At 64.1% G+C, this 25628-nt stretch carries 18 protein-coding genes and 4 pseudogenes; 15 read left to right on the top strand and 7 right to left on the bottom strand.

The genetic code is table 11. The annotated features are described in order from the left end of the window. Nucleotides 1-136 precede the first annotated feature (136 nt). Nucleotides 137-1405: an IS256 family transposase gene (locus VP06_RS09565; RefSeq protein WP_048447281.1), complete on the top strand. Its 1269-nt coding sequence runs from the start codon at nucleotides 137-139 to the stop codon at nucleotides 1403-1405. Between the two features lie 135 nt (nucleotides 1406-1540). Here the strand turns inward: VP06_RS09565 and istA are convergent, their stop codons facing one another. Both istA and VP06_RS09555 read right to left on the bottom strand, forming a co-directional pair. Continuing rightward, entirely contained in the window at nucleotides 1541-2152 is a 612-nt protein-coding gene (istA, locus tag VP06_RS09560) for an IS21 family transposase (RefSeq protein WP_048447280.1), read from the bottom strand. A 720-nt stretch (nucleotides 2153-2872) separates the two neighbouring features. Further along, nucleotides 2873-4165: a hypothetical protein gene (locus VP06_RS09555; RefSeq protein WP_048447279.1), complete on the bottom strand. Its 1293-nt coding sequence runs from the start codon at nucleotides 4163-4165 to the stop codon at nucleotides 2873-2875. A 357-nt stretch (nucleotides 4166-4522) separates the two neighbouring features. Between VP06_RS09555 and VP06_RS09550 the strand changes: the two are divergent. Further along, nucleotides 4523-4783 (top strand): annotated as a pseudogene (locus VP06_RS09550) (helix-turn-helix domain-containing protein); the annotation flags it as partial. A 54-nt stretch (nucleotides 4784-4837) separates the two neighbouring features. On the opposite strand, the pseudogene VP06_RS34730 reads toward VP06_RS09550, so the two are convergent. Further along, nucleotides 4838-5017: pseudogene (locus tag VP06_RS34730) on the bottom strand (ISL3 family transposase); the annotation flags it as partial. A 27-nt stretch (nucleotides 5018-5044) separates the two neighbouring features. Then, nucleotides 5045-5185, bottom strand: a pseudogene (locus VP06_RS38015) (transposase); the annotation flags it as partial. Nucleotides 5186-5504: 319 nt separating this feature from the next. Between VP06_RS38015 and VP06_RS09545 the strand changes: the two are divergent. The 3 genes from VP06_RS09545 (at nucleotide 5505) to VP06_RS38950 (ending at nucleotide 9704) form a co-directional block, all read left to right on the top strand. Then, nucleotides 5505-8606, top strand: coding sequence for an acetoacetate--CoA ligase (locus tag VP06_RS09545; RefSeq protein ID WP_082167305.1), 3102 nt, complete (start codon nucleotides 5505-5507; stop codon nucleotides 8604-8606). A gap of 236 nt (nucleotides 8607-8842) precedes the next feature. Continuing rightward, on the top strand, nucleotides 8843-8971 hold the full coding sequence (locus VP06_RS38560; RefSeq protein ID WP_280818969.1) for a hypothetical protein: 129 nt from the start codon (nucleotides 8843-8845) through the stop codon (nucleotides 8969-8971). A gap of 85 nt (nucleotides 8972-9056) precedes the next feature. Next, complete coding sequence (locus VP06_RS38950) at nucleotides 9057-9704, top strand: methyltransferase domain-containing protein (RefSeq protein WP_082167304.1); 648 nt, start codon at nucleotides 9057-9059, stop codon at nucleotides 9702-9704. A 213-nt stretch (nucleotides 9705-9917) separates the two neighbouring features. Here the strand turns inward: VP06_RS38950 and VP06_RS09540 are convergent, their stop codons facing one another. Both VP06_RS09540 and VP06_RS09535 read right to left on the bottom strand, forming a co-directional pair. After that, nucleotides 9918-10220, bottom strand: coding sequence for a metal-sensitive transcriptional regulator (locus tag VP06_RS09540; RefSeq protein WP_048447278.1), 303 nt, complete (start codon nucleotides 10218-10220; stop codon nucleotides 9918-9920). Nucleotides 10221-10431: 211 nt separating this feature from the next. Then, entirely contained in the window at nucleotides 10432-11436 is a 1005-nt protein-coding gene (locus VP06_RS09535) for an IS481 family transposase (RefSeq protein ID WP_048463548.1), read from the bottom strand. Nucleotides 11437-11491: 55 nt separating this feature from the next. On the opposite strand from VP06_RS09535, the pseudogene VP06_RS09530 reads away from it, so the two are divergent. The 4 genes and pseudogenes from VP06_RS09530 to VP06_RS34720 all read left to right on the top strand — a co-directional run. Continuing rightward, nucleotides 11492-11761, top strand: a pseudogene (locus tag VP06_RS09530) (integrase core domain-containing protein); the annotation flags it as partial. Between the two features lie 275 nt (nucleotides 11762-12036). Further along, nucleotides 12037-12783 carry a response regulator transcription factor gene (locus VP06_RS09525; RefSeq protein ID WP_425339931.1) on the top strand — a complete coding sequence of 249 codons (747 nt, stop codon included), beginning with the start codon at nucleotides 12037-12039 and terminating at the stop codon, nucleotides 12781-12783. Further along, entirely contained in the window at nucleotides 12780-14114 is a 1335-nt protein-coding gene (locus tag VP06_RS09520) for an ATP-binding protein (protein WP_048447274.1), read from the top strand. The genes VP06_RS09525 and VP06_RS09520 overlap by 4 nt, the downstream gene beginning before the upstream one ends. Before the next feature lie 96 nt (nucleotides 14115-14210). Then, a complete protein-coding gene (locus VP06_RS34720) occupies nucleotides 14211-14465 on the top strand; it encodes a hypothetical protein (RefSeq protein WP_082167302.1) in 255 nt (84 codons plus the stop codon). A 158-nt stretch (nucleotides 14466-14623) separates the two neighbouring features. Here the strand turns inward: VP06_RS34720 and VP06_RS37120 are convergent, their stop codons facing one another. Beyond that, complete coding sequence (locus tag VP06_RS37120; RefSeq protein ID WP_167350796.1) at nucleotides 14624-14818, bottom strand: hypothetical protein; 195 nt, start codon at nucleotides 14816-14818, stop codon at nucleotides 14624-14626. Here VP06_RS37120 and VP06_RS09515 point away from each other — a divergent pair. The 6 genes from VP06_RS09515 to VP06_RS09490 form a co-directional block, all read left to right on the top strand. Continuing rightward, nucleotides 14817-15122, top strand: coding sequence for a hypothetical protein (locus tag VP06_RS09515; RefSeq protein ID WP_245291117.1), 306 nt, complete (start codon nucleotides 14817-14819; stop codon nucleotides 15120-15122). The two genes, VP06_RS37120 and VP06_RS09515, sit on opposite strands and share 2 nt — an antisense overlap. A gap of 126 nt (nucleotides 15123-15248) precedes the next feature. Continuing rightward, nucleotides 15249-16610: an efflux RND transporter periplasmic adaptor subunit gene (locus VP06_RS09510; RefSeq protein ID WP_048447272.1), complete on the top strand. Its 1362-nt coding sequence runs from the start codon at nucleotides 15249-15251 to the stop codon at nucleotides 16608-16610. An 11-nt stretch (nucleotides 16611-16621) separates the two neighbouring features. Further along, a complete protein-coding gene (locus VP06_RS09505; protein ID WP_048463546.1) occupies nucleotides 16622-19870 on the top strand; it encodes an efflux RND transporter permease subunit in 3249 nt (1082 codons plus the stop codon). A gap of 34 nt (nucleotides 19871-19904) precedes the next feature. After that, complete coding sequence (locus VP06_RS09500) at nucleotides 19905-20492, top strand: hypothetical protein (RefSeq protein ID WP_048447270.1); 588 nt, start codon at nucleotides 19905-19907, stop codon at nucleotides 20490-20492. Nucleotides 20493-20594: 102 nt separating this feature from the next. Next, nucleotides 20595-21512 carry a cation diffusion facilitator family transporter gene (locus VP06_RS09495; protein ID WP_048447269.1) on the top strand — a complete coding sequence of 306 codons (918 nt, stop codon included), beginning with the start codon at nucleotides 20595-20597 and terminating at the stop codon, nucleotides 21510-21512. Between the two features lie 1155 nt (nucleotides 21513-22667). Then, on the top strand, nucleotides 22668-25628 hold a 2961-nt coding region (locus VP06_RS09490; protein WP_425350899.1), incomplete at its 3' end, for a N,N-dimethylformamidase beta subunit family domain-containing protein.

The raw sequence follows: 25628 nt of genomic DNA, 5'->3' as shown, positions 1-25628 counted from the left end.
GCCGGTGAGCCGGAGCTATGCGGGAGAATGGGTGACGCGGTTTGGATGAAGGCGGCGTATCGAGGCGGGTGTCGAGCCTGCCAGAACCTCTCGTTGAGAGCGATACGCCATAACCTCTCGTTGAGAGCGATACGCCATGAACAGCCCTACCAACATCGTCCGACTTCGTCAGCCTGAAGAAATCGACGATCCCCTGACCGAGGTGCTGCGGGCCGGGGCCCGCCGCTTGCTCGCCCAGGCGGTCGAACTCGAGGCCGAGGCCTTCCTGAGCGCAATGCAGGATCTGCGACTGCCGGATGGCCGTGCCCGGCTGGTGCGCCACGGGCACGGCCCCGAGCGCGCGATCCAGACCGGCATCGGCCCGGTGCCGGTGACGCGGGTGCGCATCCGCGATCGTGGCGCGACCAACCCCGAGGAGCGGATCCGGTTCTCCTCGGCCCTGCTGCCGCGCTGGGCGCGGCGCACCCGCAGCCTGGATGCGTTGCTGCCGGTCCTGTACCTGCGCGGGATCTCGACTGGCGACTTCCAGGAGGCGCTCGCGGCCCTCCTGGGCAAAGACGCCCCGAACCTGTCGCCGGCGGTCGTGACGCGGCTGACCGCGACGTGGGCTGACGAGTACACCCGCTGGCAGGCGCGCGATCTCTCGGCGCGCCGCTACGTCTACGTCTGGGCCGACGGGGTCTACCTGCAGGCGCGGATGGAGGAGCAGGCCGAATGCATGCTGGTCCTGATTGGCGCCACGCCGGAAGGCAGGAAGGAGCTGATCGGCTTCCAGGTCGGCGTGCGTGAGAGTGCGCAGAGCTGTCGGGAACTGCTGGTCGATGTGAAGCGGCGCGGGTTGTCGGTGGCGCCGACGCTGGCTGTGGGTGACGGGGCTCTGGGCTTCTGGAAGGCGCTGGACGAGGTCTTTCCCGGCACACGACACCAGCGCTGCTGGCAACACAAGACGGCCAACGTCCTCAACAAGGTACCCAAGTCGCTCCAATCGGCGATGACGGCGGATCTGCGCGAGATCTCCGGCGCGGCCACGCGGGCGCAAGCCGAGGTGGCGATGGACGTGTTCGTGGAGAAGTACGGGGTGAAGTATGCCCGTGCGACCGAATGCCTGACGAAGGACAAGGAAGCGCTGCTGGCGTTCTACGACATGCCAGCCGAGCATTGGGATCATCTGCGAACGACGAACCCGATCGAGAGCGTGTTTGCGACGGTCCGGCACCGGACGGTGCGCACGAAGGGGGCGCTCTCGCCGACGACTGCCAAGCTGATGGTGTTCAAGCTCGTGATGGCCGCGGCAAAGACTTGGCGGCGGCTGACGGGCGAGAACCAGTTGCCGAAAGTGGTGGCCGGCGTCATCTTCCGGGACGGGACCGAGGTCACCGCGAGCCCTGATCACCGCGCCGCCTGACCGACCTCGTCACCCAAATCCCCGCATAGCTCGGTGAGCCGTTCGCAGTCTCGTTAGACCACGCCGCACGCGTCGCCTGCCGCGGCTTCGAGGCCGCGCGGCCCGAGACCTTGATCCGCCTTCACCCCGCCTTGATCATGCCCGCTCCCGGCACATCAGTCGACATAGTCGGAGCGGGACCACGGTGCGCGTGTTGTCGTAGAGCACCTCGCGCGGCGCGCCCCCGAAGGCCAGGAAGGCGTTCTCGTGGGCGGCGATCAGCGCCTCGAGGCGCTCGTCGGTGACGAACTCGAGGTAGGCCGCCCGGCTCCAGCCCAGCGTCGCCACGAACACCGAGAGCCGGTCGGCGCCGCGCCGCATCACCGCCCAGTCGACCTGCATCTGCTCGCCCGGCGCGGTCTCGAACCGCACCGTCGGCTGCGGGGCCGGCGCCGGCGTCAGGCCGGCGACGAACTCCTTGAGCATCGTGTAGCCGCCCGCATAGCCCCGCTCGCGCAGCTCGCCCAGCAGCACGCTGGCCGGGATACGCTCCGGCGCCGCTGCCGCCAGACGTTCCACCACGTAGCCCTTGAACGGATCGAGCTTGCCCGGTCGGGGCGGTCGCCCCTTGTAGCGTGCCGCCGCCTCGTCGCGCAGGTAGCGCCTCACCGTGTTGCGCGACAGACCTGTCGCGCGGGCAATCTCGCGGATGCCCTTCCCATGCCGATGCAACACCCGGATCTCCAACGCTGCCTCCTCACCCACCATCCGGGCCTCCTCCCGCAGAAGGAGCCCAGCCTACGGCCTGGGTCAGGATTCAAGCGGCGACCGGGTCAGTTTCACGGCTCTCCCTCTCTTTTGGTGCAGAAGCATCCTGCCGATGCTCATGAACCTATTGAAGAGCTTGGGGATTTTCGGCTGCCGTTATGACGCAAGCAGGTGCCTGCCGGTGTGAAGCGGCGCACTTCGAAAACCTCAGTCCGCGCAGAGCGTTACATCAATCGGAAAGCCTCCAATTGCACCAAAAGAGAGGGAGAGCCAGTTTCACATCGGCGGCTACACCAGCACGTGCGTCGCGTCAGTCCGTTGCCGCCCTCCCGAACGAACGAGGTTGCGGGCGCGGGCAATCTCGAGGACGGCGTCGAAGAGCAGGTGCTCGGCCCGGCCAGCGACGAGGCGCGTCCGGAACTCGCAGAAGACGGAGGCGTCGAAGCCAGTGTCGCGGTCGTACTTCGTAGCTTCTTGTGGCGGCGCTCCGCTTTCTGTGGTCGCCCAATATGTCCGGCAACAACGAGAAAATGTGCGAGCTCCCCGGCCTGAAGGCCGCGGTTTCTAGGAGATTTTGATGATCCACGGGAACTCTGGGCCGGCGGCAGACCGTCATGGTCCAAGCGGGACCGCGCCTACAGGTGCTATCGGGTGAGTCGCTTCTCCACCCCGTCGCTGCTGTTCGAGAGCACCATCCTCGACAGGACTAGCAGGAAGAGTTCAACGTGGTGCACCGACTGGTCGTGCGATGGCCAGTACCCCCTTGAGGCCTGTTCCAAAGCGCGCGATGGTCTCGCGATGCCCGCGCAATTCGCTGTAGGGCAGGTAGCGGAGGTCCAACTCGCTCACCCGCGAGAATGCCGGCCTGGCGAACTGCGCCCGCACATCGTCTTCCCGGTTGTCGGGCGCGACGAGGAAGAAGTTGCGGGCTGTTCCGCCCTCGACGCCGAGCGCTAGGTCAAGCATCCGCACGATACCGGAGTAGATGCTCGTCGTGTGCTCGACCTCGAACGCCGCCGCCACGTCGCGGCTGGCCGCATCTAACCAGATCACGTCAATGAGCCGGACGGTCTCGGCGGAGCCGTTCGCGGTCAATCGCCCAGGCAGCCGGTCGAGGCAGCCGTCGGACAACCTTCCGCCAGCGTAAGGACGGCTGCCGTCGTTTGAGGCGACCCAGACGTCGAAACCGAGAGCGAGCCCGAGGTCCCGGAGCCAGCCCTGGATCTCGGTATGGGTGTGGTCTGCCTCGCTCGCGGCCTGCGCCGCTTTCGAGACGGCGCAGGCCGCCTCGGCCCGCACGCGTTCGAGATCCTCCCGCCACCGCTCCAGCGCCGCGGTGGCATCACGCTCGGGAAGCGGGTAGCGCCCCGAGCCGACGTCGAAGAGGAAGCCGGCTACGGCGCCGAGATCGTTCGACAGAAGCGTCCGGTGGGCGGCGTTGAGGGCCAGGATGCCCTGACGCATCGCGAGGTACTCGTCCCACTTGCCGAGCTTCACATTGGCGCCCATGAGCCCGTTAAAACCTTTCACGATGGCAGTGTTGAACGGGGGAGCCACGGTCGGGTGCAGGAAGTACAGCAGGTTCGCCGCGGCCGGGCCGAGCCCCTTGATGCGCGACTGGTCGAGCGTTCGGATCGCCGCCAGGACCTGCGCCTCGGCGTTGCAGCACAGGCAGGTGTCGAGGAAGCGCCCGAAGACCAATTGGTTCGACCGATCCTCGTATATGTCGGGGATTCGGAGCTTGGGCTTCCAGAGGAAGGCATGGTCGGCGCCCTTGAACACTTGGCGCTGCTCGGCGATGGAGGCGACGACGGTTTCCAGCGACGAGCCGCGGTAAGCGTTGCCGAAGGTGTCGGCCCGAATCTCGTCGATGACCGCCTGGATGCCGCGCCGGATCGAGCGGAAGTTCTTGATGCGCTCCTCCCACAGGAACCAAGTCTGGTAGGAGGCGCCGGGGTCCTCGCGCCAGTGCCGGACGAGGTTGCCGATCCAGGCGTCGTTCACGTTCGTCATGTTCGGGAGCTTGGTGGTCGTGGTTCCCGAATATGCCCGGTTGGGACATTGGGCACCACAATGCTGGGAATGGATGGGCAGGGTTTCCCGTGATAATTGGAGGGTGTCGCAACCGTGCAACGGATGCGAGAGCCGTACATGGCGGCGGAACGCGTGCGCCCTGGTGGGATGCAGATGTGGTGCCGCGGCGGTGGAACCAAGAGAAACCTTCGAAGATCGGGCCAGAGGCTCATCAGTTGCAGTAGTTAGGATTTGATCCGACAGACGGTGTCTCGAAGCTGCGGCGCAAGCCGAGGCCGGGCGCGGAGTGGTCGGGGAGCGCAGCGCCCGGCCTCGGCGTTCGAGAGGACACCGACCATGACGAGGGACCAGAAGGTCATCCGCGGCAAGGTGGGGTTGTTGGAGCTGGCCAAGCAGCTCGGCAACGTCAGCCAAGCCTGCAAGATGATGGGCTACTCGCGCGACAGCTTCTACCGCTTCCGCGAGCTCTACGAAACCGGCGGCGATGTCGCTCTGCAGGAGCTGAGCCGGCGCAAGCCGTTGCTGAAGAACCGCACGGCACCGGAGCTGGAGGCGCTGCTTGTGGAGCTGTCGCTGGATCTGCCCGCCTACGGACAGTGGGATTGGGATTGGGATTGGCCCGGATCGGGGTTCGTGCTCGCTTTGCGTGGATCAGGCTGCCAGCACCATGCGGCGCTTCAGTAGATCAAGGCCTGCCCGTCCGTAGCATTGGCGCTTGATCAGCTTGAGCCGGTTGATCTGGCCTTCGGCCTGGCCGCTGCTCCAGGGCTCCGCCAATGCAGCCCGGACGGCCGCGATGTCCGCCTTCAGTCCCGAGGCGAACGTCGCGATCGCACCTGGGACACGATCCTCACGCTAACCGTCGATACAGTTGCACAACGTCGAGAGGCCGATCCCGACATCGGCGGCGACATCGCATCGGGAAAAGCCGCCTGTCTGCGCCATTCGCAGTGCCTCAGCGCGAGAATATTTCGTAAATATATACTTCATATTTACCATCAAATTCTCCTCATTAATGAAAAAAATCTTCACTTTCTTAAGGCAAATTTAATTTACGCGATGATGTGGCTATAAAAGTGTTGCGGGTTCGCGGCCGGGTGAATTGTGCGGGAGCAGAACCAGCTCCTCGCCACGTGCTTCCAACTCCCCATTGCGAACAAAGCATGAAAAGTGGGGCGACAGAGGCCATTCCGCGGCCCGCAGTCGAGTTTGCGACACGCCCCGAATGGAGCGGGTATTGCTCTACTAAGCCAAGTTGAGGGTTATCGAGGGCGCTGCTGTGACAGATCGAGACACTTCGTTCCCCCGGCGCAACAGAATGGGCGCCAGCACTGTCCCAGGCTGGGATGGAGCCGGCCCTGCGCCGCCCCAGATGACGGAGTTCATACATTTCTGTGAGCACCGGATGGGCCGGAGGTTCCCGGAGTACCGGGACTTCGAGGCCTACGCAGTCGAGGAGTTTCGCGAGTTCTGGTCCCTGTTCCTCGGCTGGAGCCGGGTGCCGGTTTCGGGCAGCACCAGCCCCGTCTGCGACGGCGCGCTATGCGAGCGGGCCCGCTTCTTCCCCAACCTCCGACTGAATTACGCGGAGGCCCTGCTCACCGGCCGGGACGGCGATGGGCCGGCGCTCACGGCCTGCCATCCGCACCGGCCGGACGAGGAGCTAACCCGATCCGAGCTGTGCCGTCGCGTCATCGCTCTCGCCAACGCGATCCGTCGGCTCGGCATCCGGCCGGGCGATCGGGTTGCGGCGGTCGCGCGCAACAACGCCGAGGCGGTGGTGGCCGCCCTGGCCGCGGCTGCGATCGGGGCCGTGTTCACAAGCTGCGCCCCCGACATGGGCGCGCACGCCCTGCTGTCCCGGCTCGGCCCCGTCGCGCCCAGATTGCTCTTCGCCCATCTGCAGCCGGAGCCCTGGGATACGGGCGTCCCGGTCGCCGGCCGGATAGCAGAGGTGGCCAGAGGGCTCAACTCCCTGACCTACCTGATCGCGCTGGATGCGGGCGAGCCCGCGTCTGGGATCGGGGTGCCGGTCCTGCGCTACACCGACCTGATCTCGCAGGAGGACGAGGCCGAGTTCACCTGGGAGCGGTTCCCCTTCAACCACCCCCTGTTCATCATGTTCTCATCGGGCACGGCTGGAGCGCCCAAGTGCATCGTGCACGGGGCCGGCGGTACTCTGATCGAGCACATCAAGGAACATCGGCTCCACTGCGACATTCGACCCGCAGAGACGATCTACTTTCACACCAGCTGCGCGTGGATGATGTGGAACTGGCAACTCTCCGCCCTCGCGAGCGGCGCGGAACTCGTCCTCTTCGATGGCCCTGTCCAGGGCCCAGACACCCTTTGGGCGCTGGTCGAGCGGCGGGCTATCAACGTGTTCGGCACCAGCCCGGCCTATCTTGAGCTTTGCGAGGGCGCGTCGTTCTCGCCGCGTGCCGCATTCGGCCTTACGGCGCTGCGCGCCATCTTGTCCACGGGATCAATCCTGCACGATCGCCGATTCGATTGGGTCTGGGAGCACGTGAAAGCCGTCCCGCTCCAGTCCATTTCCGGCGGAACCGACATCATCGGCTGCTTCGTTCTCGGCAACCCGCTGCTTCCGGTCCAACGCGGTGAGGCGCAGTGTCGGAGCCTCGGGCTCGACGTGCAGGTCCTCGCGGAGGACAGCGCCGGCATCGGTGAGCTCGTCTGCGCCAACCCCTTCCCCTCCCGGCCCTTGGGGTTCCTCGGGGACGCGGACGGGAGCCGCTTCCACGCCAGCTATTTCAGTCAGAACCCGCCACTCTGGACGCATGGCGACTTGGTCGCCTTTACCCCCTTTGGAGGGGCCCGGCTGCACGGGCGCTCGGACGGTGTGCTCAACATCCGCGGCGTCCGGGTCGGGCCCGCCGAGATCTACGAAATCCTGCGCGCGATGGACGAGATCGTGGAGGCGATGGCGGTCGAGCAGCGGGTGGAGGCCGCACCGGGCGGCACACAGCTGGTCCTCCTCGTCGTGCTGCGTGAAGGCGCGACGCTGGACCCCGAACTGACCAAGCGCATCCGCTCGCGCTTGGCTGCAGATGGGTCGGCGGCAATGGTTCCGGCGCGATGCATACAGGTCAGCGACCTGCCGACGACGTTCAACGGCAAGCGCTCCGAAGCGGCGGCCCGGGACGCCGTGAATGGCCATGCGGTGCGCAACCTTGATGCGCTGGCCAATCCTGCCTCGACCGACGCTATCCGTGACGCCATCGGACGGAATGGCGCGGCGGAGCACGAGCGCCCGACCGGCGCGGTCGGGTCACGCGCCGACATCCAGGTGGAAGGCGAGCTGGAGCGGCTCCTCGAGGACATCACGTCTCGTCGGGTCGGCGTCCCGGTCAGCCCCGACGAGAGCTTGTTGGAGATCGGGGCCGACTCCCTCACGCTCCTCACGCTGCTGATGGAAATCGAGGAGATGGCAGGCTGCGAGATTGCCTTCGACGCCTTCCTCTCTGACCCAAGTGTGAGAGGCCTCGGCCGATTGATAAGGGGCGAGGGGGGGCACAGCTCAACGCATCCGAAAGAGCGGCTGGAGGTCCGGCCCTTGCAGAATGAGGATGTCGAGGCCATCTGCTGCCTGCTACAAGAAGGCTTCGGGAGCGGGAATGTAGGCCCCGGAGACTGGCGGCGGCTGTTTGAGCGCCCCTGGGCTGGCCCCGTTCCGACGACGGGGTTCGTTCTTGCCGCGGGATCAGAAATTGTAGGGTTCCTAGGAACGCTCTACTCACGGCGTCCCCTCGACGACGAGGGAGCCCGCGTCTGCAATCTCACCTCGTGGTATGTGCGACCGGATTACCGAGGTCAGGGCTCCCTTTTGCTCAAGGCCGCGACGAGGGACAAATCCGTCACTTACACGACCCTCACGCCCGGTCCCGAGACCACGGCCATGGTAGAGGCCTTAAACTTCCTTCCTTTAAAGATGCGGCGGTTCTTCCTTCCGGGACTCAACGTGGGGACGCTCCGGGTCGGTCCGCTCCGCTTCGACGACGACCCCCGGACGATCCGGAGCCTCCTCAGCGAGGTTGACCGGCGCATCTTCGACGATCATGCCGCTTACGACCTGCTGCACCTCGTCGTACGGGAGAATGGCGACCAGACCTACTTGATCTTGAAACGGCGGCGGGTTCGGGCTGTGGGGTCGGTTCTTGTCCCAGGTTCCGAATTGCTCTACTGCAGCAATCCGGATCTCCTCGTCCGTCACTTTGAGCGTATCAAGCTGGCCATCCTCAGGCGCCACCGAGCGGTGGTTTTCGCGGCCGATGAGGGTTTCGTTCCCGCGACGATCCGAGCCGCTCGGAAGGCGCGCGGCAACCGCTATCGGAGCTCGTTGGCCGGCACGGCGCCCGAGCTGGACCTTCTCTATTCGGAGCTCGTCCTCCTCCCAATCTGACGCGCGTCGAAGCATCGTAAAGTGCCTCGTCGGCGATCTTCCTGTTGGAGGGGCATAGCGCACGACTTGCTACTTGGTCGTTTCCCTTGGAATGGTGTAGCTGAGCGACAGCGGGAGAGCCCGCCTACGCGCCATTAGAGCGCTGTAGCAAGCGGGTTCCCTCGCGGGGGTGGCCATCGGCGGTGACGGGTTAGGATCGGGTTTCTGACACCAACGCCGAACCCGGGAGACACCCGATGACCGATGCCATGATGAGCCTGCAGACCCTAGCTGAGAAAAGCCTGGAGCCGGGCGTGCTGCGCGAGATGATCGGTTTCGCCGCCCAACGACTGGTGGAACAGGGCTTCGTCTCCTACGATGTATAACGTTGCGAGAGTTGTCGTTGGCGCGAGAGCAGTACGCTTCGAGCCGACACCGCCAGCGACGTCGACCTGAACGGTTTTTACAACGATGACGCTCCTCCTTAGTGCGCGCCGGTGGATTGCCAGACGCGGTTTCGAGCGGACGTACCCCGTCCTAATGCGGGATACAGCTTGCACAGAGCCCCTCGTCGCCGCCCTCGCTCCCCAGACGGGAGAGCGCATCCTCTATGTCAGGGGCACCCAAGCCGAACCGGTGCTTGCGTTCGCCAGGAGGTTTCCTGGCACCGCATTCGTCGGGTTGGAAGCCAGTGCGGAGCGCGCCGCCGTTACGCAGGCTGAGGCGAAGGCAGCCGGCCTCTCGAACGTGAAGGCGTTCGTGTCAGAGGCTCGTGGTAGCATGCCATTCCCTCCTGCCTCGTTCGACAAGGTGGCCCTGGTGATGGCTCTGCATTCCGAACGACGGGAAGCGAATCTTAGGATCGCGCGTGAGTTGTTGCGCGTCTTAAAGCGACGAGGAAGCCTACTTGCCTCCGATCTGGATGCGGCGTGCGGAGCGCAGGAGGGCGCCTTGCTCAAGGTTGCGTCCATGATGTTCGGCGAGGCGCGTATCCAGCCTCATGCAGACGGAACGTGGCCCGATATACTTTCCGACGCAGGCTTCGCACGGGTGAAGCGCGTTTGTTCGCATTCGATACTCGTCGCACGAGTGACCGTCGTTCAAGCATCGAGGCGCTAAAGCGTTGACGTGTGCGCCTGACATATGCGCTGAACAAAATAGATATGCGTAATTAATTTAGATCATCGTCACATCTGAGAGCATTAATTGACGCAAGAGCGTCAATCAATGCAGTATTATTTGATATAATTAATTATAAAAATAGAACTATTAGTGGTTATAAATAATCTCAGAATTATTTGTGTCTTGATAATAATTTGTCAAAAACAACAATCAGACGATCCTGCCGACAAGATTGCCAATTTCATTGACCAAGCGCTGCCTTTCCTCAAATGAGAGATCGTTCGCGACGGAGGCTTGCACCAACCCGTGCATGTGGTCTCGGATCATGTCAGATTGCACCCGCCGCAGCGCGGCTATAATGGCGTCTATCTGGTGCGCGACGTCGACGCAATAGCGCTCCGTCTCGATCATCTGCTGAATGCCACGCACCTGCCCCTCGATGCGACGCAGCCGGGGGAGTTGCTGCTTGTGTTCGACCGTGATCCCACCGTGGCCCTTTTCGGAACCCGACATTCTTCCTTGTACCTCCGAAGGGACGGGCGGCCGCCAGCCCAGGAACTTGTTGTAATACCCAATGGGGGTATATTGAATCTTCGTGGTGTTTCCGCTCCTCGCGAGTGGGTCCGTGCATCCATAGTATGGCTTGAGCGCACTTCCAACAATGAGAGCGACACAATGCACCGATGGACCCGGACATGCAGCCCTGCATCGACGAGTGCCTGCGCTAGATGTTCGGTCCCGGCATGTGGTGTGACGGATCGAGCCTGAAGCGTTCGGGCTCTTTCGTCCAGTTCTGGTAGATGAACTCGTAAGGTGTGAGGCCACGCAGGGTCTTGAGCCGGCGGCCATAGTTGTAGGCATCGACGAACAGCTGCAAGTGCTGCCGCAACTCGTCGTGGCTGGCGTAATGGTAGCGTTTGACCGTGGCGCCCTTGATGGTGCGGTTCATCCGCTCGACTTGACCGTTCGTCCACTGGCAGCGGGGTTTGGTCAGGCGATGCTCGATCCTGGTCTGCTCGCAGGCCCACGCGAACGAATGCCAGCGATAGATGCGTGGTCGGTTTTGCGTCGCCCAATAGGCAGCCGCTTGGGCCTCGGCCTCCTCGTCGACCGGCCGGTTATCGGTGAACTGGATGCCGTTGTCCGTGCGGACCGTGTGGATCGTGTAGGACACCGCCGCGACGAGGTCGTGCAGAAAGGCCGCGGCGATCCGCTGGGTCGCCTTCTCGTGGAGTTGAACAAAAACAAACTTGCTCGTGCGGTCGATGGCCACGAACAGGTGGAGCTTGCCCTGTTCCGTGCTGACCTGGGCGATGTCGATGTGAAAGTAGCCGATCGGGTAGGCCTTGAAGCGCGACCGCTTGGGTTTGTCGCCGTCCACATCGGGCAGCCGGCTGATGCCGTGACGCTGGAGGCAGCGGTGCAGGCTGGAGCGGGTCAGGTGCGGGAGGGTGGGCTGGAGCGCGTAGAGGCAGTCGTCGAGCGGCAGCAGGGTGTGGCGCCGGAAGGCGACGATGACGGCCTCGTCTTCCAGGCTCAGCACGCTGGAGCGAGGTTCCTTCGGCCCCATCCGGGCATCGCTGCTGGTCTGGCGGGAGCGCCACTTCTGCACGGTAGTCGGGCTGACCCCGTAGCGCTTGGCGGCGGCTCTCACGCCCTCTTGACGAGCTTGGATTGCCCGACGGACCGTCTCAGTCGTCGTGGCGCTGCCGTGGAGAACCTGTCCCATAGCGCGTCCCTCCATGCGGCAGCAATCGTACCACCACACTGCGGGACCGAACATCCTAGCTGGAGCCGGCATCGGGCCGTCGGTCGGCAGCGTCGGTGACAGCTACGACAACGCCTTGGCGGAGACGATCAACGGCCTGTTCAAGGCAGACGTCATCCACCGACGCGGGCCGTGGCGGGCCTTCGAGGCGGTCGAGTACGCCACCTTGGAGTGGATCGACTGGTACAACCACCGTCGCCTCCTCGCGCCCATCGGCAACGTCCCTCCCGCCGAGGCCGAAGCGCGCTATCATGCTCACGTCGGCGACCAAGCCTTGGCCGCCTGACCCAAGATAAACAGCCTCCAACAAACCCGGAGCGGTTTATTCTAACTCTACTTTTACAACAGTGCGATCGAGAACCTTCTCGTGCTGACGTCCCTCGACGTCTGGGTCCCTGGACCGCTTGGCTCGACCTCGCAGTCGCCACGATGCTGGCTGGCATGGTTACCAACCCCGTCCGAGCAGATCATGCGGCAGACATGGCGGGACCATCACGAGGCCGCCGCCATGGCCTATCTCACATCGGCCGAGTAGCCGTAGGCCGGATGAAGGGATCGATGATGGCCTCACCACTCACAGTCCTGTTGCCCAGCGAGGCAGCCCACATCCTCCTCGTCGAGGATGACGATGGAATGCGCGTACTGGTCACCCGGATCCTGAGCGAGAGCGGGTTCCGGGTCACGGGATGCCGGAACGGCGCTGAGATGTGGTCGTTCCTGCCTGATCTCACCGTCGATCTCGTCCTGCTCGACGTCATGCTACCCGGGGCCTCGGGGTTCGACCTCCTCCGGGCGCTACGCGCGAGGGGCACTCTTCCCGTGATCATGCTGAGCGCCCGCAACGAGGAGGCGGATCGCGTCCTCGGGCTGGAGCTCGGTGCCGACGACTACATCGCCAAGCCGTTCGGCCGGCCCGAACTCCTCGCCCGGATACGAGCAGTGCTCCGCCGCGCCACCATCGCGCCCATGCCGGCCGGGGCGGCCAGGCCCGAAGCGTTGACCTTTGCCGGCTGGCGGCTCGACCTGCGCAGCCGTACGCTGAGCGACCCAGGCGGAGCTGCCGTCGATCTGTCGGGCGCGGAGCACGACCTGCTTCTGGTGTTTCTGGAGCATCCTGGGCGGGTGCTCGGTCGCGAGCAGATCCTGGAGATGAGCCGCGGGCGCCTCGCTGCACCGTCGGATCGCAGCGTCGACACCCTGGTCAGCCGTCTCAGGCGCAAGCTCGAACCGCCAAACGGCGGCGGCCCGCTCATCAAGACAGTGCGAGGCTCTGGCTACATGCTGGCCGTCAAGGTCGAGCGGGCATGAGGGAGTTGGCCGGCCTCGCTCGCAGCCTCGAAGGGCGCACTGTCGCCGTTCTGCTGCTCGCCGTCCTGCTCGTCCATGGCGGAGCGCTCGCCATCTATCGCCGCTCGGCCGCGGCGGCAGCGGATGAAGCATTCGCGAACGAGGTCGCTCGCCAGCTCGTCCTGGCAAGGGAGGCCGTGCTGAGGCGTCCGCCGGACGCGCGTGGCATCGAGGCCAAGGCTCTCTCATCAAATCACTTCGAGATCGCTTGGGACATCCGAGTGCCCGCCCCCCCCACCGAGGCGACTGACCCGACGCTCCAGAACCTCCGCGATCGGCTGCTGACGCTTGAGCCGGTCATCGGCTCGAGCCTCGTGCTCACACTTGAGGCGCCGGACGAACCGCTCCACCGGCAGGACTTGCGCGGAACCTTCCGCCTCCCGGACGGGAGCGGACTGACCTTCCGCTCGGCCCATGCGCCGAGCCTGGTGCAGGTCGCACCCTGGGCGTCGCTTGCGACCGCCATGGCTATCTTCGTCGGAGCGGCCGCCGTCATCCTGATGCACCGCATCGCCGGGCCTTTGCGCGAGCTGACCCGAGCCACCGGCCGGATCGGGCATGGTCCGGTCGTGCGAGTCCCCGAGATCGGCCCTGATGAGACCCGCGGGATCGGGCGCGCCCTCAATGCCATGCAGGAGCGCATTCACTGTCTGGTTGAGGAGCGGACGCAGGCGCTCGCCGCCGTCTCGCACGACCTGCGTACTCCCATCGCCCGACTGCGCCTCCGCCTCGACCGCGTTGAGGACGAGGGTGATCGCGACGCCATGGCCGCCGATCTCGACGAGATGCAGGCGATGGTCGACGCGACGCTCGCCTATCTGCGCGGCGACGCCGACCCGGAGGTGCGGCGGGTTACCAACATCGCCAGCGTCCTGATGAGCATCGCCGACGCATCCGTCGATGCAGGCCGGGAGGTGGTGTACCGGGGACCGGGCCGCGTGCTCGCCGCTGTCCGCCCTGTCGCCTTTCGCCGCGCCGTGGACAATCTCGTCGACAATGGCGTGCGCTACGGCTCCCGGGTGGTCATCGACCTGACGATCGAGGCGACCGACCTGGTCATCGGGATCGACGACGACGGCCCTGGTATTCCGTCCGAGGACATGATCCGCGCCTTCGAGCCCTTTGCGCGGCTGGAGGGCTCGCGCAACCGTAACACGGGTGGGACAGGCCTCGGTCTGACCATCGCGAAGCGCGCCGTCGAGGCTGAGGGCGGCACGCTTGACCTGATCAACAGGTCCGAGGGCGGTCTGCGAGCCGAGATCCGTCTACCCCGGACCGGGCCTGGCGACTGACACACTTCGTCACGAACGTGGCGACGACGAGACAAACGGCCCGGCTACATCACCGTTCGACGCGGGCGCTGCCGCACCGACGCTGGAGACGGACCGATGAACCGCATACTGGTCGCCACACTCGCCACGGGGTTGCTGGCCGCGGCCACGGCGCCCTCCCTCGCGGTGGATGGTCATGGCAACGCGTCGAACCCGGAGCGCGCGGTTCCGAACACCGGCACCGTCTCGGGCGGCCCGGCTCACCGCGACGACCCGCGCGTACGGGAAGCGCAGGAGAAGGGTCCTGATGGTAAACCGGCCCACTCCGAGAAGGACGGTCACAACCACGGACACAGCCACGGGAAGAAGTGACGCATTGGCGCGAGGCAGCTTCGATGGAGGAATTCCACCATGCGGACGCTGCCTCTACTGATTGCGTTCTCGCTCCTCGCCGCAGGTATCGGCTACGCGCTCGCAACCGAACCGCAGCATGCCTGTGGCCCATACTTCACGGTGCAATTTCCCCCACCTCACGCGCCTTGAACAGCCCGCTCCAGCATCGCGCTGGGGCGGGCTTTGACGATGTCGAGATCTCGCCGTATGCACATGGCAGCAACGGACTTGTGGATCGGGCGTTGCCCGTACACAAGGAGCACAATGTTCGCGGCACGACGCCATAGGGCTTTCGGGGTGATGACGGGCTGGTGGGCGACCACGATCCGCATGCTCGCGCTCGCTCTGGCACTGACCGTCAATCTGCCGGCATCCGACCTCGCCGAAGATCTCGCATTTCACGGCAGCCGCAATCGGATCGAACTCTCCGCCTCCCTCGAGGTTACCCCGAATGGGCTCGAGGCCAAGGACCCCGGGCTCGTCGGGCACCTGCACTGCAGCTGCCACGTGCTCGCAATCCTGGACGCCGTAGCGCCCGCGTCGATCGGGCAAGGGTCGCGCCCGCGCTATGCCCGCGTGAGCGAGGCAGCCCCCTCACTCGCTCCAGACCGCTTGCCAAGGCCGCCGCGCGCCTGAGGCGCCACGGCGCGCTAGCGCGCATCCGCACCCGGGCCAGACGGTCCGAGAGGCTACCCCGTACATCATCAGATTGGATCGATCGGGACGTTCGATCGTCTCCAGATCCCTGCCGAGCAGGCATCCATGCGCATTCTCCTGATCGCGGCCCTCGTGGCCGTCGGCGTCCTCGTGGGGGCGGCCGTTCCACCCGTATCCAGCTTCGTTCAGGGCATCCTCGCCTCAGCGGGCCTCAATCCATCCAGGCTCACCGCGTCGGTCGACACCCCGGTCACGGCCACGACGCTCCCTTCCGCTGGTCCGACTCAGGCTGCCGCTGACGGTCATGATCACGGCAAGCCCGAGACGAAGGAGGACGGCCACGCCCATGGAGAGCACGCCCATTCCGAGGCCGAAGGCGAGGAGGGGTACATCAAGATGTCCCTTGAGCAGGTCGAGAACCAAGACATCAAGATGGCCAAGACCGAGGGGGGGACGATCTCGCGGCACATCCTCGTGCCCGGCACCATTACGCCCGATGCCGATCGGATCGCCCGTGTTCCGGCACGCGTCGTCGGCACCGTGGCCGAGATGCGCAAGCGCCTCGGCGACGCCGTGCAGAAGGGCGAGGTCGTCGCCGTCCTCGACAGCCGTGAGGTTGCCGATGCCAAGAGCGAGTATCTCACCGCCTCGGTGAAAGCCGATCTGGAGAGGACGAACTTCGACCGGCAGGCCGCACTCTGGGACAAGCGCATCTCGGCAGAGTCCGCCTACCTCAACGCCAAGGCCGTCTACGCGGAGGCGGTGCTGCGGCAGGACCTCGCTCGCCAGAAGCTGTCGGCGCTCGGTCTCAACGCGGCGGAGGTCGCCAAGCTCGCCAAGCAGGACGAGACTACCCCGAACACGTCCACCCTGCGTCAGTACGAGCTACGTTCGCCGCTGACCGGGCGGATCGTCGAGCGCAAGGTCGACGTCGGCACTACAGTTGGCGGTCAGGGTGACCCTGCCGACCTCTACACCGTCGCCGATCTCTCGACCGTCTGGATCGAGCTCTCGGTATCGACCTCCGACCTTGCCAAGGTTCGGGAGGGCGCATCCGTGATCGTGACGCCGAGCCGGGAAGGCGGTGAGCGCCACGAGCAAGGCAAGGTTATCTTCGTCAGCCCTCTCCTCAACGCCGAGACCCGCTCGGCCCGCGTCATCGTCGCTCTGCCAAACAAGGATATGGCTTGGCGGCCGGGTACATATGTCAACGCCGAGCTCGAGATCTCCCAGGACAAGGTTCCTGTCCGCGTGCCGAAATCCGCGCTGCAGACCATCGAGGGCAAGCGCGTCGTCTTCGTGCGGACGGAAGAAGGCTTTGAGAAGCGAGAGGTCCAACTCGGCCGTTCCGACGATAACGCCTTCGAGGTTGCCTCCGGGCTGAAGCCGGGCGAGGACATCGCGGTCGCCAACACGTTCCTCCTGAAGGCCGAGCTCGGAAAGAGCGAAGCCGATCACGCGCATTAAGGCGACCGGGCATGATCAGTCGCATCCTCGATTTCTCGGTTCACCAGCGCTGGCTCGTCCTGCTTCTGTCGCTCCTCGCCGCCGGATTTGGCGGCTACGCGGTGACGAAGCTGCCCATCGACGCCGTGCCGGACATCACCAACAACCAGGTCCAGATCAACACGGTCGCTCCCTCGCTCTCGCCGGTCGACATCGAGAAGCAGGTCACCTACCCGGTCGAGACCGCGCTTGCCGGCATCAAGGGGCTTGAATACACCCGTTCGCTGTCGCGAAACGGCTTCTCGCAGGTCACTGCCGTCTTCGCCGAGAAGCTCGACATCTACTTTGCCCGCCAGCAGGTCGCCGAGCGCCTTGCCCAGGTGAAGCAGGACCTGCCGCCCGGAACCGAACCCAGCATGGGACCGATCTCCACGGGCCTGGGCGAGATCTACATGTGGTCGGTCCACTACGCGAAGCCCGGTGAGCGCAAGGTCTCCGAGGGTGGCAAGCCCGGCTGGCAGCCCGACGGCAGCTACCTGACGCCCGAGGGGCAGCGGCTCAGGACCGAGCTGGAGCAGACCGCCTACCTGCGCACCGTCCAGGACTGGATCATTCGGCCTCAGATCAAGACCGTGCCGGGGGTAGCCGGCATCGACGGCATCGGCGGCTTCGAGAAGCAGTACCACGTCCAACCCAACCCAACGAAGCTCGCCGCCCTCGACCTGTCGTTCGGCGACGTCGCCCGGGCGCTGGAGGCGAACAACGCTAATCAGGGGGCCCGCTACCTGGAGGACAATGGCGAGGGCTACGTCGTGCGCGCCGCTGGCCGCCTGGAGAGCATGGAGGAGATCAGCGACGTCGTGGTCGCGACGCGCAGCGGCGTGCCGATCCGGATCCGCGACATCGCCGAGGTGCGCATCGGGCGCGATCTGCGCACAGGCTCTGGCAGCGAGAACGGGCAGGAGGTCGTCATCGGCACCGCCCTGATGCTGATCGGCGAGAACAGCCGTACGGTCGCCGCCGCGGTCGACGCGCGCATGAACCAGATCCGCGCGTCGCTGCCGCCCGGCGTCGAGGTGCAGACCATCCTCGATCGCACCCGCCTCGTCGAGGCAACCGTGAAGACGGTGGTCAAGAACCTGTCCGAGGGCGCCGCCCTCGTCATCATCATCCTGTTTCTACTGCTCGGCAACATCCGTGCCGCGATCATCACGGCGCTGGTTATCCCGGTCGCCATGCTGATGACTTTGACCGGCATGGTCGAGGCGAAGATCTCGGCCAACCTGATGAGCCTCGGCGCCCTGGATTTCGGCCTTATCGTCGACGGCGCCGTCATCATCACCGAGAACGCCCTGCGTCATCTCGCCGAGCGGCAGCACGAACTGGGCAGGGGGCTCGACACAGAGGAGCGGCTGCAGACAGTGCGGGCTTCGGCTGAGGAGATGATCAAGCCCTCGCTCTACGGGCAAGCGATCATCATCCTGGTCTACGTCCCGCTGCTCACCTTCACCGGGGTCGAGGGCAAGATGTTCGAGCCGATGGCGCTGACCGTCATCATCGCGCTCGCCGCAGCCTTCGTCCTGTCGCTGACCTTCGTGCCGGCGCTCATCGCCATTGCGATCACCGGCAAGGTGACCGAGAAGGATAATCTCATAATTCGGTCGCTTAAGGCGACCTACCGGCCAGTCCTGGCTGCGGCAGTTCGGGCCCCGCTCGTGTTCATCGGCTGCTCGCTGCTGCTACTCGTCGGGGCCGGCGTGCTGTTCACCCGCCTTGGCACAGAGTTCATCCCGCAACTTGATGAGAAGAGCATTGCGCTCAATGCGACCCGCATCCCCTCGACTTCTTTGACTCAGTCGCAGTCGATGCAACTCAAGGTTGAGCAAGTAATAGCGAATTTTCCGCAAGTTGCCTACGTCTTTTCAAAAACTGGCACTGCGGAGGTTGCCTCTGACCCGATGCCGCCTAACTCGTCGGATACTTTCGTTATCCTCAAACCGCAGGCCGAGTGGCCAGATCCATACCTGAGCAAGGCCGGACTGCAGGAGCAGATCGAGGGCGCGGTGGGCAAGCTCGCCGGCAACGTCTACGAGTTCTCACAGCCGATCCAGCTACGCTTCAATGAGCTGCTTGCCGGCACCCGTGGCGACCTCGCCGTCAAGGTGTTCGGCGAGGAGTTCGAGCCGATGCTGAAGGCAGCCAATCAGGTCGCTGGCGTGCTGCGCGGCATCGACGGCGCCGAGGACGTCAAGGTCGAGCAGACCGCAGGCCTGCCGTTCCTGGAGATCAAGATCGACAAGGCCGAGGCAGCCCGTTACGGCCTCAGCACCAGTGCCATCCAGGAGGTCATCGGGGCGGCGATCGGCGGCCGTGATGCCGGCGTCGTGTTCGAGGGCGACCGGCGCTTTCCCATCGTCGTGCGCCTCACTGACACGGTCCGCGAAGACCGCGAGGCCTTGGAGAATATTCCGGTGCCGCTGCCGCCGGGAGTGAACGGCCGGGCAAGCTCGGTACTGCTGAAGCAGGTGGCGCGCTTCTCGGTCACCGAAGGACCGAACCAGATCAGCCGCGAGAACGGCAAGCGGCGGGTGGTGGTGACCGCGAACGTGCGTGGCCGCGACATCGGCTCGCTCGTGGCAGAGGCACAGGCCAAGGTCGGCAGCCAAGTGCAGCTGCCCCCCGGCTACTACGTGACCTGGGGCGGCCAGTTCGAGAACCTTGCCTCGGCCAAACGGCGCCTCATGGTGGTGGTGCCAGTCTGCTTCTTTCTGATCTTCCTGCTGCTCTACTCGGCACTAGGCTCACCACGCGACGCGCTCCTGGTGTTCAGTGCCGTACCGCTCGCCCTCACCGGCGGCATCGCGGCCTTGTGGCTACGTGGCATGCCGGTCTCGGTGCCGGCAGCGGTCGGGTTCATCGCGCTGTCTGGCGTGGCAGTCCTCAACGGCCTCGTGATGCTGACCTTCATCAAGCAGCTCGTCGCGGAGGGCCGCCCAAAGCGCGAGGCCATCCTCGAGGGCGCAATGACCAGGCTGCGGCCAGTAGCGATGACGGCGCTCGTGGCGTCGCTGGGCTTCGTGCCGATGGCCATCGCGACGGAGACCGGCGCGGAGATCCAACGGCCTCTGGCCACCGTGGTCATCGGTGGCCTGATCAGCGCCACCCTGCTCACGCTGATCGTGCTGCCCGCGCTCTACGCCCGCTTCGGCAAGGTGCCGCTCGCGAACGCCGCCGATCACCCGGCCAAGCCGATGCCGCGGCACCTCAAAGCAGCGGAGTAGAAGCATGAGCGGTCGATGCACCAGATGGCTCGGGATGATCGTGGTTGCCGTGGGCTTGCAGGTCGCAGACGCCGACGGGGCTGAAGCACCTGTGGCCGAGGCCCCCTTCGGCCTCGCCTGGGCATCGAGGACGGACATGCCGCGACCAGCCCTGATGGATCATGAGGCTAACATCACGGCCTTGATCTACTTCCGCGGCCACGCCCCTGCGACCGGCGCCGACACCCAGGAGGTCGTTCTCGAGGTCTGCCAGGACGAGGGCCTGCAGCGTGTGATCTGGTTCAGCCGTGTTCTATCCCTCCCCGAACAGTCGGACCTGTACGAGCAAATTTTGGCCGAGGGCATCCGCCGTCATGGAACGTTCCAACCCGGTCCCTATCCACGCTCGGTGATCTGGCCAGCAGGTGTCCTACTCGGGGTGCGCACCGCAGCTGGCTGGGGTGAGCAGATCGTCATGGTGAGCGAAGGCGACGGGTTCTCCCGCTGCTCCGGCCGTCACCGTCTCGAGACCGGCCACCCTGCCATCGACCATGTGGCCGAACTTTTCAAACCGTCAGCGTCGCGACCGCCACGCATCCGAAGCCAAGATCCTGCCGCACTTCCGCACACGGAACAACAATAGAACAGACACACTATAGGGTACGCACATGACCGTTTCAATCGGCAGGGATTATCTGTGAAAGAAACGGCTGTATAGGCCATTAAATCGGGAGTAAACGCGATCATGGGACACGGACACTCGCACGGCGGCGGCATTCCATCGGGCTCGGCTGCGGCGAAGAACAGGAGCCGCCTCGCATGGGCGCTGGCCCTGACCCTGACCTACATGCTGGCCGAGGTCATTGGTGGCTTGCTCACCGGCAGTCTCGCGCTGCTGGCCGATGCTGCACACATGGTGACCGATGCCGGCGGCCTCGCCCTGTCACTGCTTGCCATCCACTACGCGAGCAAGGCGCCGACGCCAGGCAAAAGCTTCGGTTACCTACGCTTCGAGATCCTGGCGGCGCTCGCCAACGCAGTGGTTCTGCTCGGAGTAACGGCCTACATTCTCTACGAGGCCTACCGTCGCTTCATGGAGCCCAACGAGATCCTCGGTTGGCCGATGATGCTGGTGGCGTTCGTCGGACTGGGCGTGAACCTCGCCAGCATGAAGCTGCTGGCAGGCGGCTCATCCGACAGCCTCAACGTCAAGGGAGCATACTTCGAAGTCTTTTCCGACATGCTGGGCTCGGTCGGCGTCATCATTGCGGCCCTCGTAGTGATGCTAACCGGTTGGCGCTGGATTGATCCAGTCATTGGAGCAGGCATTGGCCTGTTCATCGTCCCGCGGACTTGGCGACTTCTGAGCGAGGCGCTTCACATCCTCCTGGAGGGAACTCCCCCAGGCGTCGACCTCGACATTCTAAAAGCCGAAATCGAGAGGATGCCGGGCGTGCGTCGTGCCTACGACCTGCATGCCTGGACGCTGACATCTGGCTTTAACGCAATGACCTGCCACGTCGTGGTGGACGACGTAACGGCTGGTCCTGATGTAATTCGGGCAATTCGCTCTTCCGTGAAGGCACGTTATGGCATTGATCACGCAACCGTTCAGATCGAAGACGAGCGGCTAGCCTCAGAAGCCGTTGATTTGATGGTGTAAGTTCATGTCCAGCAAGAAGCTTGCGCGTCAGCATTACCCAACACAGCATGCTCCCAAAGGGCGTCGACGCGTCCGCGCAGAGGTATTAGAGAAAGCAAACAAAAATTTTTATCATATAATTATATTAATTTCATCCGTAATTATCTTATTTTTATGTATTTTGAGGATTATCTGAATTAAATATATGCTGAATTTTTATTAAAACGAAGACTTCAATCAAATAGTATATATATTTATTAAATAGATATTTTCTGTCAACCAAGATGTTACATCATTCATGCTGAGACAGTTGTTTCGTCAACTATTGTTTATAACCAAGCTGCGTATCGCGTCACTAAAATTCACTGACCGCATGGATCTAATATTGTGTGAGGCCACAGAGATGAAAAGCGCAATGCGCTAGCTCCGGTTGAGGTTCGAGTATGGCTTCGGCAAGCAGGAACTCAAGGGCTCAACTCCTGTGCAGGCTCGTCATCCGCTCATACGCTGCAGGCCGAGGGATTCTACGCCTGCAGCTTAGGCGGCCCTCCTTATGAAGGAGGCACTATAATCACATGTATGTGGATCGAGCTATAAATCAATAACTTAAGTATAAATTGAAACGATTCATGTATCAGTTGTGATAAATATTAGAATTAAATAGAAATCATGTGGAAACCGAGCCGAGCGGGATACATCCCGGACGGTGGAGGTCGGCACGTCGGACCCGGCTGCGGTGATAACAACACTCCAAGCCGTTATATTTTTTCGAGGACCAGCACCATGCCATTCAACAGCCATGATGCTTTCTGGACTGTACCGGGTCGGTCTAAGTTCCTGACAGATCTCCGCCGGACGGCTCGCTATCTCTCCGGCTCACGCCAAATGAGTGTCCGTGACCCGGACGATGGGATAGACTTGGCTGCCGACGATGGCCGCGCTACGGCGCCTTCCGTCCTCCTGCAGAGAGAATGGCATCGGAGGGCAGAAGCAGGCATCGGTACCCTAGGGCCCTTTGGTCTCACCCGCAGCAGCCTGGCGCCCATTGCGGCCGTTGTTGCGCCCCAAGAAATCGTGGCACCGGATGATGGTCTCGCAATCGAGGCCGTCAATCTTACAGACGCATCGTTCTCTACACTACCTTCCTCCGCACCTGAGACGGCTTCATCCACCTCGATGGCGGTAGCCGAGAGTTCTCTGATTTCGGCCGCGTCGTCTAGTGTCGGCGCGGCCCCGATCGGGTTGAGTGCATCCACCCTGAGCGTGGTACCGCCGATCGGCACTGGCGGATACCCGAGCGTCATTGACGCCATCGCCTCGGGTGTCGCCGTCCAGGCCAATGTCGTGGCCTGCTGCGGGACCTGCGGCTACGTCCGTTGCCCACTTCGGCCCCTGGAGTTGGCACCAGGCAGTATTCTGTCCTCGAACGGGCAGCTTCCTGGAAGTGGCAGCGGCGCGCCCGCCGGCGTCACTACGCAGATCCCTGGTGGCGCCGAGACAGGACTTCTTGCCAACGGTCGGGTGCTGATCCCGTCCCTAAGCGGCCCGATCACGACCGCGGTGGCGCCGGTACGCTCGTCTAGTCTAACTGCTAACTCGCTGTCGTCAAATGTTACCGCTACGACGGCCAACAAGATCGTTCTCGAAAATCAGAAGATCGGCAACCCAGTCAGCGAATGGGGCATCGACGGCAGTGGCAGCACCAACATCGAAGGCTTCGCCACGGACATCAGCGTGAACGTCGGCAATACAATCAACTTCAAGATTAATACCAATTCGTCAAATTATCGGATCGACATCTACCGGCTCGGCTATTACGGCGGCCTCGGCGCCCGGAAAATCGACACGCTTCAGCATACCGGGCTGCAGACCCAGCCGACGCCGCTGCGCGACGCCGCAACCGGACTCGTCGATGCCGGCAATTGGTCGGTCTCGGCGTCCTGGAGCGTGCCGGCGGACGCGGTCTCGGGCGTCTATATCGCCAAGCTGACACGCCAGGACGGGACGGCTGGCGAGAACGAGATCCCGTTCATCGTCCGCGACGACGCAAGTCGCAGCGACATCATCTTCCAGACAGCAGACACAACGTGGCAGGCCTACAATCCCTGGGGCGGCGCCAACCTCTATGGGGGCAACGGCCCAGCCACCGGCCAGGGCCAGGGGCGGGCCTACGCGGTCAGCTACAACCGGCCGATCACCACCCGCGGCGGTGGCCTTGCGGCAGGTCCCCAGGACTACATCTACGGCGCCGAGTTCCCGGCGATCATGTGGCTGGAGCAGAACGGCTACGACGTCTCGTACATGTCAGCCGTCGACGCCGATCGGTACGGGAGCCTGCTCCTGAACCACAAAATGTACCTCAATGTCGGACACGACGAGTACTGGTCGGGCCGGCAGCGCGACAACGTCGAAGCGGCCCGCGACGCCGGCGTCAACCTGTCGTTCTGGAGCGGCAACGAGATCTACTGGCGCGCGCGGTACGACAGTAGCATGAGCAGCGATGCTACGTCCTACCGAACTCTCGTCTCCTACAAGGAAACCTGGGGGGCGAACCAGAACATCGATCCTTCCAACGAGTGGACCGGCACTTGGCGGGATCCCCGTGGGCCGGCCGGCACGATCGGCAACAACGACCCCGAGAATGCCCTCACGGGCACGATGTTCAAGGTCGACTCCTATGTTCTCGACACCATTCAGGTACCCTACGACGATGCCAATCTACGCTTCTGGCGCAATACCAGCGTCGCCAACCTGCAGTCGGGCCAGACCGCCTCGCTCAACAAGAACTATCTCGGCTACGAGTGGGACGAGGCGCCCGACAACGCCTCGGCCCCGGCCGGCCTCGTACGACTGTCTTCGACCACCCTCGATCAGACGACCTACCTCCAGGATTACGGCAACACCACCGGCAAGGGCACGGCGACCCACAGCCTGACGCTCTACCGCGCGCCGAGCGGCGCCCTCGTGTTCGGCGCCGGCACCGTTTACTGGTCCTGGGGTCTGTCGGCCAACCACGACAACGAGGCGACGCCGACCGATCCGCGGATCCAGCAGGCGATGGTCAACCTCCTCGCCGATATGGGCCTGCAGCCGGAAACCCTCGACCCGGCGCTCACGCCCGCCACGGCCTCGACCGACCGCACGGCGCCGACCTCGACCGTCACCACGCCGACCGCCGGGTCGAGCGTGACGGCCTTCACCCCGGTCACGATCACCGGCACCGCGACGGATGCCGGCGGCGGCGTGGTCGCGGGCGTCGAGGTCTCGACCGACAACGGCGCGACCTGGCGCGCGGCCACCGGCGACGAGAGCTGGAGCTACACCTTCGCGCCGCAGGTCGCCGGGACCTACCAGATCCGCACTCGGGCGACCGACGACAGCGTCAACCTTGAGACGCCGTCGGTCGGGCGCAGCCTGACGGTGACGGCCTCGCCCTCCCTCACCCTATTCCCCGGCTCGGCCAAGCCCACCGTCACCAACACCGTCGACAGCACGGCAATCGAGCTGGGCGTGAAGTTCCAGAGTTCCAGTACAGGCACGATCAGCGGCATCCGCTTCTACAAGGGCTCGCAGGACCGCGGGGTCCATGTCGGCACGCTGTGGTCGAGCGCCGGACAGAAGCTCGCCACTACGACCTTCACCAACGAGACCTCGGACGGCTGGCAGACTGCCACCTTCTCGAACCCGATCCCCATCACCCCAGGCGCGACCTACACCGCGTCTTACCATTCGACGCTCGGGCACTACTCGAGCGACGTGAACTACTACAATAACAACATCACCAACGGCCCGCTCACCGGCAGCAACGGTGTCTTCGTCTACAGCAACCAGAGCCAGTTCCCGACCCAGAGCTTTAACAACACCAATTTCTGGGTCGACGTGCTGTTCAACCCCGGCGGCGCCACGACGAACCAGGCCCCGACCGCTATCACCGATAGCGGCCTGTCGGTGACGCAGAACACCGCCACGACCATTGCGACCTCGTCCCTGCTCGCCAACGACACCGATCCGGACGGCGACCCGCTCACAGTGACGGGCGTCAGCGGGGCGACCAACGGCATCGTCTCCCTCAACAGCCAGGCCGCCACCATCACTTTCACCCCGACGACCGGCTACACCAGTCTCGTATACACATCT

Origin of the sequence: Methylobacterium aquaticum (assembly GCF_001043915.1) — a bacterium.
Lineage (GTDB): Bacteria > Pseudomonadota > Alphaproteobacteria > Rhizobiales > Beijerinckiaceae > Methylobacterium > Methylobacterium aquaticum.
This window is presented reverse-complemented; position numbering and strand designations above follow the sequence as displayed.